Below are 13,463 nucleotides of genomic sequence, written 5' to 3'. Positions count from 1 at the left end.
CCACGAATAACCGTAACAACCTTAACGCTTTTGCATCATTAATTGCTAGAGCAAAAGAGAAGTTTACGGTTTATATCTATCGGATTTAAAATTATTAATGTTTTATAAAGCGATTAGCGAACACTGCACTACCTACAACTACTATCTAGTGTTGATTTAGAATATCTCTCTTTTACTCCAATAAAAAAAAGAAGCCTTAGTGGCTTCTTTCTCAAATTTAAGCAAAAAATAGATTAGTCATCTTTCTGTTGCGCTTTTTTATGGCTTTCTTCGTACATATGTTCAATCTCTTTGTGGTAACGATCTTGAATCACTTTACGACGTAATTTTTGCGTTGGTGTCAGCTCACCTTTATCCATCGAAAATGATTTTGGTAATAAGGTGAATTTTTTCACTTGCTCAAAACGAGCTAAATCTTTTTGAAGTTCAATAACGCGTTTTTCAATTAGTTCAACAATTTGACTATGCTTAACCAATTCCATACGGTCTTGATATTTAATATTAAGCTCGCGCGCATGTTCTTCTAATGTTTCAAAACAAGGCACTATCAATGCTGATACGAATTTACGAGTGTCAGCTATAACTGCAATTTGTTCAATCAGATGATCTTTACCAATCGCACCTTCAATCACTTGTGGTGCAATGTACTTACCACCCGATGTTTTCATCAACTCTTTAATACGATCGGTAATAAACAAATTCCCTTTCTCATCGATATAACCCGCATCGCCCGTTTTAAGAAATCCATCATCAGTAAAGTTGTTTGCTGTCTCTTCAGGCATATTGTAATAGCCACGCATCACCATCGGGCCACGCACTAGAATTTCATTATCTTTACCAATTTTAACTTCTGCGCCAGGCATCGGCATACCAATCGAGTCAGGGTTATAGCAGCGATCATCCCAGCAAGACACCGTCGCAGTTGTTTCTGTCATGCCATAGCCTAACTTCACGTTGATACCCATAGCATGGAAAAAACGGCCAATACCCGCATCTAATTTAGCACCACCACATGGCATACACTTAATGTTGCCACCCAATACTGCACGCAATTTAGACAGCACCATTTTATCGGCTAAGTTATGACTTTTTTGTAATAACCATGAGGGCTCACGACACTCTTGACGAGCCAAAGACATCCTTGCCCCCATATTTACCGCCCAAGTAAAAATCATCTTACGATGAAAAGGGGCACGAGCAACTTTTTCGTGAACACCTGAATAGATTTTTTCATAAACACGTGGCACAGCTGACATATAATTAGGCTTCACTGTCACCAATGCTTCTTTGAGCTTATTGGTATCAGACAAGTAACAGTTAATTACACCACGGTGCAAAACATAGAATGTCCAAGCACGTTCAAATACATGTGACAAAGGTAAAAAACATAGTGAAGTATCACCTTCATCTAATGCTAAACGCTCATCATGGGCAATAATTTGTGAGGCAACATTAGCATAATCTAGCATTACCCCTTTAGGTGTACCCGTCGTACCAGAGGTATAGATCAGCGTTAATAAATCATCCATCGCCAGATTATCTAAACGGCTATCAAGCTCTGATTGATGCTCTGAACTGGCTGTTTTTAAAAAATCGACGTAATGGCAAACCAATGGATGTTGAGGCAATTCAACATCATCTGTTAGTGCGACAATACGTTCTAAATTCGGACACTGATCAGCAATAGCAACAGCGGCATTTAGCTGTGCTTGTTCACCAACAAAGAGAACTTTTACATTGGCATCATTTAGAATATATGCCGATTGCTGAGGTGTATTGGTTGGATAAATAGGCACTGTAACACAGCGATTATATAGCGAAGCAAAATCCGCAACCGTCCAACGAGGCATATTATTAGCAAAAATACCGACTTTATCTTGTACTTCTAAACCTTGGTTTAATAGTGCTAATGCCAATTGCTGAATTTTTTCACCAAAATTATTCCAGCTAATATCTTGCCACTCACCATTTACTTGATGACGTAAAGCAGGACTGTCGCCTAAGCGCACAATTTGCTGACGAATACGGTGAACAATATGGAAATCATGTTGTGCCATAAGTACTCTATTTTTTTAGCTTACACTTGTAAGCTGATTTGAGAGATGCAGTCTACAATTCAGTCTTTGAAAAGCCAACTATAATGAATATTAAATTATAGTTTCTGATGACCGAGATCACTCTATACCCGCTTACTTATTGTCTTCAATGACTTTTTAAACAAACAATAAAAGTGTAAGAATCTATAAATAACATGGTCTCATAACAGAAAAAGAACCTAAACAATCTACGTGATAATAGAAACTTTAAATATCATGACTAGAAAGCCTTATTACGCCAGCTATATTATTATGTCACAGCATATAATTTTATTTTAATCATAAAAAAAGCCAGCGTTTAAGCTGGCCTTATAATAACGCTATATAAACTATTAGCTGGTCAGATCACCACAAATAGCCATTAGTTGATCACGCATCCAAATATTACCTTTATCTTTCTGCGTTGATTCATGCCAGCTTAAGTAGCCGGTGATTTTCGCATTCGTAAATGGTAATGGTAGTACTTTAATTTGTAAGTTTTCAGCAGACGCTTCAGCTAACCAACGTGGTGCTACAGCAATCAATTCTGATTGGCTAACGACAAACATAATATCGTTTAGACTTGCGCCTTGATAAGCATCCTGACAATTTGTTTCACTATGATTATAAATATCATCAGCAAACATTTTTACATCTGATACTGACTTCAATACCGCATGCATTTCATTACTGAATTCATCAACTGAAATACTGTCACCAATTCGTGGATGGCTATTGGCAGCTATAGCCACTAATTCATCGCAGAATAATTCAGTGCTACAGAAACCATCTTCATCAAAACGAGTATAGTCAATCACGAAATCCACTTCTTGATAACGCATTTTTTGTGATAATTCCGCATCCACTTCTGCCTCTAATTGCAATTGAATATGTGGCGCTTGCTCACGCATTGTTGACAATACAGTCGGTGCAAAACGCATATCTGAAGGACTACAAATTGCGAGTTTAAAAGTGCGGCTTGATGTTAATGGTGCAAAGATAGAGCAAGGTAATTCATTTTTTACCAGCTGTAATGCTTGACGCAATGGACCAAATAATTGTTTAGCTCGTTGTGTCGGTTGAATACCACGACCATGACGAATGAAAAGATCATCATTAAACATCACTTTTAAACGCGCAACCGCATTACTTACTGCCGGTTGAGACATACCTAAATTTTGTGCTGCACGCGTTATATTTTGCTCTTGCATAACGGCATCAAAAACGGTCAATAAATTAAGGTCAACACTACGAAGTGTTGATTCCATACTGAAATTATCAACGGCAGAAACTGAAGTAGTCGTTCGGCTCATGTATACCTCTAAAAATAATCATTATTGGTGCATCGCAATGCTATACATAAGTTAGACATTAAATTTTTGTCTACCGTGTCTGCTTGGAATGCCTTTATTGGAATGCGACAAGTATCAACCATATAGATTGATGTAACTAATAATAGAAAATAAGACAATATAAACAACCTCTTATTTAAATATAATTCATCAGCATTTATACTTAAATATCAAAACCTTAATGCAATGAAATACAGCATTTAATTTAACATAAATAAAACAATCATTGATAAAATAAAATAAAATTATACTTTATTTTGATAATATAAATTCATAATTAGAATACAGCAGGATATTGTATATTTATATTATGAATACATATTCATTATTAAAAGTAATTAGCTATCAATATAATAAATAATAACAATTGTTAATATTTATTATTTACAGCCAAAACATACCTTTTTAACGCTACTCTTCGCCTCTATTCTGATGGCTATCTAAATGTTTAAACGATAACCTGTTCTTGAAAGTACAAAAAAAACACAATTTTTGGTTGACCTATAGCCTGTCTATTTGATATTCATTTGTTAACTAAATTTATTGAAGTCTTTAATGAAATGAAAACACGCTTCTATCTCCTCTTAGCCCTCCTCCTTATCGTGACATAATCGCGCGGATTGCTATCGAGTGGAAAACACCACTAAAGATTTCAAAACCCGCGCAAGCAAGCGCGGGTTTTTTCATATTTTGACCAGCGCAAGTGAATGCGGAACTCTGCCTTTATACAGGCCTACATATAAAAGGATGTCACTATGAAAGATCAGGTCATTATTTTTGATACCACTTTACGTGATGGTGAACAGGCTTTATCCGCCAGTCTAACAGTCAAAGAAAAATTGCAAATTGCTTATGCACTAGAACGTCTAGGTATCGATGTTATCGAAGCTGGTTTTCCAGTGTCATCCCCTGGCGACTTTGAATCAGTACAAACCATCGCTAAGCACATTAAAAACAGCCGTATTTGTGCCTTGTCGCGTGCGGTAGAAAAAGACATTGATGTTGCCGCTGAATCATTAAAAGTCGCTGAAGCATTTCGTATTCATACCTTTATTTCAACCTCTACCGTTCACGTACAAGATAAATTGCGTCGTAGCTACGACGATGTTATTGCAATGGGTATTGCAGCGGTAAAACGGGCTCGAAAATATACCGATGATGTCGAGTTTTCCTGTGAAGATGCCGGACGAACCCCGATTGATAATTTATGCCGCATGGTAGAAGCCGCAATTGATGCGGGAGCAACGACCATTAATATTCCCGATACTGTAGGCTACACTCTACCAAGTGAATTTGGTGGCATTATCACCCAACTATTTAATCGAGTACCCAATATCGATAAAGCCATTATTTCCGTTCATTGCCACGATGATCTTGGCATGTCAGTAGCAAACTCCATGGCCGCCATTCAAGCAGGCGCCCGCCAAGTTGAGGGCACCATTAACGGTTTAGGTGAACGCGCGGGTAATTGTGCTCTTGAAGAAATAGCGATGATTATTAAAACCCGTCAATCACTATTAGGGGTACATACCAATCTCAAGCATGACGAAATCCATCGCACCAGCAAAATGGTCAGCCAACTATGCAATATGCCAATTCAAGCCAATAAAGCTATCGTAGGTAGTAACGCTTTTAGTCATTCTTCAGGTATTCATCAAGACGGAATGCTAAAAAACAAAAACACCTACGAAATCATGACCCCAAATTCGATTGGTCTTAAAAATCAAGCATTGAACCTTACCAGCCGTTCAGGACGAGCTGCTGTTAAAAGTCATATGGATACCCTTGGTTACACCGAACATGAATATGATCTTGATAAATTGTATGCCGATTTTCTTAGCCTTGCAGACAGAAAAGGCCAAGTATTTGATTACGATCTTGAAGCCTTAATGCATTTTTCTAATCTGCGTGATGAAGATGATTTTTTCAAAATAAACTATTTAAGCGTCCAATCAGGCAGTGTAATGGCAACCACCAGCATTAAACTTCAATGTGGCGATCAGGAAAAGTGTGAAGCTGCCGTCGGTAACGGGCCTGTCGATGCACTGTATCAATGTATCTACCGTCTAACAGGGTATGAGATTGTGCTTGATAAGTTTGATCTTACCGCTAAAGGTGAGGGTGAAGATGGCCTAGGACAAGCCGATATTATCGCTAATTACAAAGGCCGTAAGTACCACGGCACAGGCCTTGCGACAGATATTGTTGAGGCTTCAGGCCAAGCACTGATCCACGTTATCAATAGTATTTATCGTGCCGATCAAATCGCAACCATCAAGCAACAACATAACCATTAACAAATTCAATTTTACTTTAGTACATTATGGAGAGCACCCACCATGGCAGGTTCATATAATATAGCAGTACTACCCGGCGACGGTATTGGCCCCGAAGTGATGCAACAAGCACACAAAGTCTTAGCCGCAGTCCAACAGCAATTTGATATTACCCTTGATTGTCATCATTTCGATGTCGGCGGTATTGCGATAGATAATCACGGTTGTCCATTACCTTCCATCACTTTAAAAGGCTGTGAAGCAGCAGATGCGGTGCTGTTTGGCTCTGTTGGTGGCCCTAAGTGGGAACATCTCGCCCCCAATGATCAACCGGAGCGTGGCGCACTTTTACCACTTCGTAAGCACTTTGAATTATTTTGTAATTTACGCCCAGCACAAATCCACCGTGGTCTAGAACACTTTTCTCCACTACGAGCTGATATCTCTGAGCGTGGGTTTGATATTGCCGTTGTACGTGAACTCACTGGCGGCATTTACTTTGGCGAGCCTAAAGGTCGATCTGGTGAAGGCGCACAAGAAAAGGCCTTTGATACTGAAATCTATCATCGCTATGAAATTGAGCGTATTGCTAAAATAGCTTTTGAATCTGCACGACTACGCCGTAAAAAAGTCTGTTCCATCGATAAAGCCAATGTTCTACAAAGCTCAATCTTATGGCGTCAAGTGGTTGAAGAGGTGGCTGCTGATTACCCAGATGTTAGTTTAAGCCATATGTACATTGATAACGCCACGATGCAACTAATCAAAGATCCATCGCAGTTTGATGTGATGCTATGTTCCAATATCTTTGGTGACATCATTTCAGATGAGTGCGCAATGATCACCGGCTCAATGGGCATGTTGCCATCTGCCAGTTTAAACCAGCAAAAATTTGGTTTGTATGAGCCTGCGGGCGGTTCAGCACCTGATATCGCAGGTAAAAATATTGCCAACCCAATAGCCCAGATTTTATCCGCAGCCTTAATGTTGCGTTACAGCCTTGGCGAAGAAAAAGCAGCATGCGCCATAGAAAATGCGGTTGCTCAAGCACTAGAAACTGGCCAGTTAACGGCAGATTTAGCCACCAATGGCACCGCTCTTACTACCAGCGAAATGGGTGACAAAATCGCCGCCTATATTCAACAATCATAAGGATCTGCATGATGTCGAATACAATAATGTCACCCTCAAGCCAAGCCAAAACACTTTATCAAAAAGTCTATGATGCTCATGTGGTCGTTGCCGCTGCTGGTGAAAACCCCATTTTATATATTGACCGCCATCTGGTTCATGAAGTGACTTCACCACAAGCATTTGATGGACTGCGTGAACAAGGTCGCCAAGTTCGCCAAGTGAATAAAACCTTTGCCACCATGGATCATAATGTATCCACTCAAACCAAAGACATTAACGCCTGTGGTGAAATGGCACGCATTCAAATGGAAACACTGGCAAAAAATTGTGCCGATTTTGGCGTTACCCTTTACGATTTGAACCACAAATATCAGGGTATCGTCCATGTTATGGGGCCTGAACTCGGTATTACGTTACCCGGAATGACCATTGTTTGTGGTGACTCACATACCGCGACTCACGGTGCATTTGGCGCACTGGCTTTTGGTATTGGTACCTCGGAAGTTGAGCACGTATTAGCCACTCAAACCCTAAAACAATCCCGTGCCAAAACCATGAAAATTGAAGTCACTGGAAAAGTGGCAGAGGGCATTACCGCGAAAGATATCGTACTGGCGATTATCGGTAAAACCACCGCAGCTGGCGGAACAGGTTATGTGGTTGAGTTTTGTGGCGAAGCAATCACGGATCTGACAATGGAAGGTCGCATGACCGTGTGTAATATGGCGATAGAATTAGGCGCAAAAGCTGGCTTAATCGCCCCAGATCAAACCACTTTTGATTATATTAAAGGTCGAAAATTTTCGCCTCAAGGTGCTGATTTAGATGCCGCCATTGCTTATTGGCAAACCCTCACCAGCGATGACAACGCAGAGTTTGATGCGGTTATCACTTTAGATGCCGCCGATATCAAACCACAAGTGACATGGGGCACTAATCCCGGTCAAGTCATTGCTGTAGATGATCCCATTCCAGCTCCTGAAAGTTTCAGTGATTTGGTTGAGCAAACATCTGCGAAAAAAGCCTTGGCTTACATGGGATTAGAACCACATAAATCATTATCTGATTATGCTATCGATAAAGTTTTTATTGGTTCATGCACCAATTCACGCATCGAAGATATGCGCGCAGCAGCTGCTATTGCTAAAGGTCGAAAAGTAGCGGCTAACGTTCAAGCTTTAGTGGTCCCAGGATCGGAACAAGTCAAAGCTCAAGCAGAACAAGAAGGGCTTGATAAAATCTTTATGGAGGCTGGGTTTGAATGGCGACTACCTGGGTGCTCAATGTGTCTTGCGATGAATAACGATCGCCTTGGCCCTCAAGAACGATGTGCATCCACTAGCAACCGTAATTTTGAAGGGCGTCAAGGACGAGATGGTAGAACCCACCTTGTTAGTCCCGCAATGGCTGCAGCCGCTGCATGTGCAGGGCACTTTGTAGATATTCGTCAACTTGAACCAGTATCGGCATAATAAGGACATAAACAATGACAGGCTTTACTCAGCATACAGGATTAGTGGTGCCGTTAAATACCGCCAATATTGATACCGACGCCATTATTCCAAAACAGTTTCTGCAAAAAGTAACTCGTACAGGATTTGGACAACATTTATTTCATGATTGGCGTTTTTTAGACGAGAGCGGCCAACAACCCAATCCAGACTTTATAATGAACGCTCCTCATTACCAAGGTGCGACCATTTTATTAGCTCGCGAAAATTTTGGCTGTGGATCATCGCGTGAACATGCACCATGGGCGTTAGCAGATTACGGCATTAAAGTAATGATCGCCCCTAGCTTTGCAGATATTTTTTATGGCAACGCAATCAATAACCAAATGATTCCGGTTCATCTTACCGATCAACAAATTGATGAACTCTTTAAATTTGTAGAAACAACGGAGGGTGCTCAAATCTGTGTTGATCTAAAAGCAATGTCAGTAACAGCTAATGGCCAACAATATTCATTTGAAATTGACGAATTTCGACGTCACTGCCTATTAAACGGATTAGATAATATTGGCTTAACCCTTCAACACCAAGCACAAATTGCTGAATACGAAGCCAATATTCCCACTTACCTCGCTTAAATTAGCTAACCTAAATACTAACGCCTGTTAATTACGGGCGTTAATGTCACCCTTCATGGCTGTAATAAATAAGATGTCATTACGGTCTATATTGATATCTCTTTTTTATAACAGGTTCAGTATGCGCATTGCATTTAGTTTATTGTTAATTTTCTTCTCTTGGTCGGTGTTTGCGGCCCCTAAGGCAGATCTATTGCCTTATTGGAAGCATCAGGTAGCCAGTAATCAACACAATATCGATCATCACCAATGGCAACAATTATTAACTAAATATTTAGTTGTTAGCCCACAACAAACACTGTTTCGTTATAACGCCGTTACTCCTGCCGATAAACAACAACTACAGAATTATATCAATCACTTATCTAACCTTGATCCACGCCAATATAACCGTGATGTTCAATTTGCTTATTGGGTTAATTTGTATAATGCACTTACCGTCCAATTGATCATTAATAATTACCCGATTACATCTATTACTAAACTCGGTGGTTTTTTCAGTTTTGGCCCTTGGGATCAACCCATTGTGACCATCACAAATAAAACCTTAAGTTTAAATGACATTGAGCATCGTATATTACGTCCGATCTGGCGTGATCCTCGCATTCATTATGCGGTTAATTGTGCGAGCTTAGGTTGTCCTGATTTACTCCCTCAAGTATTTGACAGTCATCACCTTGATCAACAACTCAATAATGCTGCCAGCCGTTTTATTAATAGTAATAAAGGGGTACGTACAAACTCAAAACAAACAACTTTATCGTCAATTTATGACTGGTATAGCGTTGATTTTGGTAATCGACAGGCCTTGTTGCAGCATATAAACCATTATCGAGAGCATCAAAAAATCAATGGCGATAACATTAAATTTGACTACAATTGGCAGTTAAATCAGAAGCTATAACTTAGTACAAGTTACAGGTACAATATGCATGTTCTCATTGGGGAGCCATTAGGCTGAGATTGTTGTTATTATCTTGTTTGATATAACAGAACCCATTGAACCTGAACCAGGTAATGCTGGCGTAGGAATTGAGATACACATGGGTATTTACCCCTGTCTAGCTGCTATTACAGCATGCTGCTAACACCTCTCAACCCTGTGCCGCTCTCTTTTTCTATTATGTTTGCAGAATGTAAGCATGAGGAGCGCATAGTGAAAATCAATTATACCCTATTACCCTTACTTTCAATCACATTGCTCTCAAGTAATGTTTTTGCCGCAGATAATACCCTTAATGTTTATACCTACAGCTCATTTTCGTCTGAATGGGGACCTGGACCGCTCATTAAAAAAGCCTTTGAAGCCCAATGTGATGGTTGTAAGGTTAATTTTGTATCGTTAGAAGATGGGGTTTCTATCTTAAATAGAGTCCGTTTAGAAGGTAATAGCAGTAGAGCAGATATTTTATTAGGACTTGATAACAACCTAATGACCGAAGCTAAACAAACAGGGTTATTAGCTAAACAACAGGTTGATCTTAGCAAGTTAACACTCCCAAAAGGCTGGCATGACGATACTTTTATTCCTTTTGATTATGGCTATTTTGCATTTGTTTATAACAGCAATAAATTATCCAACCCACCAACCAGTTTAAAAGCGCTGGTTAACGATCAAAACATCAGTGTGATCTACCAAGATCCACGCACATCAACTCCAGGTCAAGGGCTGATGTTATGGATGAAATCAGTGTATGGTGATAAAGCTGCTGCCGCCTGGCAACAATTAGCTAAACATACCGTTACCGTCACCAAAGGCTGGTCAGAAGCTTACAGTATGTTCCTTGATGGTGAAGCTGATATGGTATTGTCTTATACCACCTCTCCGGCTTATCACATTATGGAAGAGCATAAAAACCAATATAAAGCGGCCAATTTTAAAGAAGGCCATTACATGCAAGTTGAAGTTGCCGCCAAAATGAAAAACAGTCCTCATCCTAAACTGGCCGATCAATTTATACAGTTCATTGTTAGTGACGGTTTTCAATCTCAAATTGCAACCCATAACTGGATGTATCCTGTCACCAAACAACCACTACCAGCGGCATTTGACCAACTAACGATTCCAGATAAAGCATTAGAATTTAGTGCTGATGAAGTAGCTCACAAGCGTAAAGCATGGATTCGAGAATGGCAGCAAGCGCTGACCCAATAATGGCATACAGCTGTGAATAAACGTATAACTCAACTTTTGCCCGGACTATTAAGTATCGGGCTTATTTTATTACTGGTGATCGCCGCAATCACCAGCCTTATTCTTCATGCAGGTCAATGGCAACTGAGTAGCTTATGGCATGATCCTTATCTACGCCATGTAACTCGGTTTAGTTTTTATCAAGCGATATTATCGACCTTACTTAGTCTTGTGCCAGCAATAGCGATTGCTTACGCATTTTCTCGACGTGATTTTATTGGCAAACAGTTATTATTACGTTTATTTGCGATGACGCTAGTTATGCCGGTGTTAGTCGCTGTATTTGGATTATTAGCTATCTATGGCAAAAGCGGCATCATTAGTCATGGATTAAGCTTACTTGGATTACCACGGCTAAACATTTATGGTCTAAGTGGCATTTTACTGGCGCATGTATTTCTTAATCTTCCCTTAGCGGTACGCTTTTTACTTCAAAGTCTAGAAGCAATTCCTCATGAACAACACCAATTAGCAGCTCATTTAGGCATTAGTGGTTGGCATAAATTCAAACTTGTTGCTTGGCCACGACTACGTCAACAATTACCCCATGTTGCCGGACTCATTTTCATGCTGTGCTTTACCAGTTTTGCCGTGATTATGTCGTTGGGTGGCGGACCAAAATCAACCACCATTGAACTTGCGATTTACCAAGCAATTCGCTACGACTTCGATCTGGCAACAGGTGCTATTTTAGCATTGTGGCAAATGTTACTGTGTGGTGGATTAGTGTTACTTAGCCATCGCTTTGCTAAACCATTAGCAACCTTTAGTGCGTCGGTAAATAGAAATGTAGTTAATTATCAAGATACTTGGCGATCTAAATGCTGGGATTGGAGTTGGATAGTGGCTGCAATATTACTGGTGGTTCCACCGATTATTGCCGTCTTTGTTGCTGGACTTAATCGTCAACTGCCGCAATTATTACAACAATCGGCACTGTGGCATGCGGTCGCTAACTCACTTCAAATTGCAGTTATGGCCTGTGGGTTAGCCTTTGTATTTGGCGTGATGATATTACTGGCTAGCCGACAATTACGCTTAAATAAACAACGTCTCAGCGCTGATAGCATTGAAATGATCGGCACCATTATTTTAGTGACTCCAGGGCTAGTATTAAGCACCGGTATTTTCTTATTACTGCGCCAATATACCGATGCCTATGGCGCTGCATTTTGGGTCGTCGTCTGTGTTAACGCGCTAATGGCGCTACCGTATGTCATCAAGACCTTAAGTCAGCCAATGTTACATATTGCTCAACAATACAATATGTTATGCCAAAGTTTAGGCATGAAAGGCTGGACCCGCTTGCGACTTGTTGAGTGGCGCTCTCTGCGTAAACCCATAGCACAATCACTGGCTATCAGTTTGGTCTTATCTCTGGGAGATCTCGGAGCTATTGCTTTATTTGGCAGTCAAGATTTTCAAACACTACCACTATATTTATTTCAATTAATGGGCAGTTACAGAATGGATGGTGCTGCGGTGGCAGCATTATTACTATTGCTGCTCAGTTTGGGCTTATTTAGCGCGATTGAATACTGCGTTCAACCTCGGCGTACTAAAGGTAAACACCATGCTTAATGTCAACCAACTCTGTTACACCTATCTACCGCAACGCCAACATGAACAGCCAATGACGTTAAGCTTTAACTTTAGCCTTCAACAAGGAGATATTGCAGCGTTGATAGGCCCAAGTGGTGCCGGGAAAAGTACACTATTGGCACTTATTGCTGGTTTTCTACAGCCAAATAGTGGCGATATTCTCATTCACCAGCAATCAATCATTACACTCGATCCAGCTCAACGACCATTATCAATGTTGTTTCAAGAACATAACTTATTTCCGCATTTAACGGTCTATGAAAACATTGCGCTTGGTATTGATCCACGCCTTAAACTTAACGCTCAGCAGCAACAACGAGTACATGATGCAGCTGAAAAAGTGGGGTTAGCCACATATTTGCCACGCTTACCGGAACAACTATCAGGCGGTCAGCGACAGCGGGTGGCATTAGCTCGTTGCTTGATTCGACAACGCCCACTATTACTCCTTGATGAACCCTTCTCTGCACTTGATCCAGCCCTGCGTAATGACATGCTCAAATTAGTACAACAATTAGCGCAGCAGCAAGCAATTATCGTATTAATGATCACTCATAGCCCCGAAGATGCTAACAAAATAGCCAATAAGTGTATTTTTGTTGATAACGGTGAAATTAAAGCTCAGGGTGATACCGACACCCTTCTTAATCACCCTCAACAACTAGATTTACGTCACTACCTTGGATTAACTACAAATTAAATAAATGTAATAAATTACTGCGGGCTCAACACACAATGCGT

The 13,463-nt window shown here is 40.3% G+C and carries 10 protein-coding genes and 1 riboswitch; of the genes, 8 read left to right on the top strand and 2 right to left on the bottom strand.

Translation table 11 applies throughout. The features are described from left to right. Positions 1-233 precede the first annotated feature (233 nt). Together VXS03_RS15095 and leuO are read right to left on the bottom strand one after the other, a co-directional pair. Positions 234-2,057 (bottom strand): AMP-dependent synthetase/ligase, encoded by a 1,824-nt coding sequence (locus VXS03_RS15095; RefSeq protein WP_327764663.1) that lies wholly within the window; start codon positions 2,055-2,057, stop codon positions 234-236. Between the two features lie 371 nt (positions 2,058-2,428). Further along, on the bottom strand, positions 2,429-3,388 hold the full coding sequence (leuO, locus tag VXS03_RS15090) for a transcriptional regulator LeuO (protein WP_327764661.1): 960 nt from the start codon (positions 3,386-3,388) through the stop codon (positions 2,429-2,431). A gap of 794 nt (positions 3,389-4,182) precedes the next feature. Between leuO and leuA the strand changes: the two genes are divergently transcribed. The 8 genes from leuA (at position 4,183) to thiQ (ending at position 13,422) form a co-directional block, all read left to right on the top strand. Beyond that, entirely contained in the window at positions 4,183-5,724 is a 1,542-nt protein-coding gene (gene leuA / locus VXS03_RS15085; protein ID WP_327764659.1) for a 2-isopropylmalate synthase, read from the top strand. 42 nt (positions 5,725-5,766) lie between these two features. Then, the gene (gene leuB / locus VXS03_RS15080; RefSeq protein WP_327764658.1) at positions 5,767-6,855 is read left to right on the top strand and encodes a 3-isopropylmalate dehydrogenase; all 1,089 of its coding nucleotides are present in this window, start codon (positions 5,767-5,769) and stop codon (positions 6,853-6,855) included. 26 nt (positions 6,856-6,881) lie between these two features. Next, the gene (gene leuC / locus VXS03_RS15075; protein ID WP_327764772.1) at positions 6,882-8,309 is read left to right on the top strand and encodes a 3-isopropylmalate dehydratase large subunit; all 1,428 of its coding nucleotides are present in this window, start codon (positions 6,882-6,884) and stop codon (positions 8,307-8,309) included. A gap of 14 nt (positions 8,310-8,323) precedes the next feature. After that, positions 8,324-8,926, top strand: a complete 603-nt coding sequence (leuD, locus tag VXS03_RS15070; protein WP_327764657.1) for a 3-isopropylmalate dehydratase small subunit — start codon at positions 8,324-8,326, stop codon at positions 8,924-8,926. A 121-nt stretch (positions 8,927-9,047) separates the two neighbouring features. Next, the gene (locus tag VXS03_RS15065; protein ID WP_327764656.1) at positions 9,048-9,830 is read left to right on the top strand and encodes a DUF547 domain-containing protein; all 783 of its coding nucleotides are present in this window, start codon (positions 9,048-9,050) and stop codon (positions 9,828-9,830) included. 28 nt (positions 9,831-9,858) lie between these two features. After that, positions 9,859-9,975, top strand: a riboswitch (TPP riboswitch). Positions 9,976-10,049: 74 nt separating this feature from the next. After that, complete coding sequence (gene thiB, locus VXS03_RS15060; protein WP_327764770.1) at positions 10,050-11,081, top strand: thiamine ABC transporter substrate binding subunit; 1,032 nt, start codon at positions 10,050-10,052, stop codon at positions 11,079-11,081. Between the two features lie 12 nt (positions 11,082-11,093). Beyond that, a complete protein-coding gene (gene thiP / locus VXS03_RS15055) occupies positions 11,094-12,701 on the top strand; it encodes a thiamine/thiamine pyrophosphate ABC transporter permease ThiP (protein WP_327764655.1) in 1,608 nt (535 codons plus the stop codon). Beyond that, complete coding sequence (thiQ, locus tag VXS03_RS15050; RefSeq protein WP_327764654.1) at positions 12,694-13,422, top strand: thiamine ABC transporter ATP-binding protein; 729 nt, start codon at positions 12,694-12,696, stop codon at positions 13,420-13,422. Before thiP ends, thiQ begins: the two co-directional genes overlap by 8 nt. Positions 13,423-13,463: the final 41 nt, after the last annotated feature.

The organism is Photobacterium sp. S4TG1, assembly GCF_036040035.1.
Lineage (GTDB): Bacteria > Pseudomonadota > Gammaproteobacteria > Enterobacterales > Vibrionaceae > Photobacterium.
This window is presented reverse-complemented; position numbering and strand designations above follow the sequence as displayed.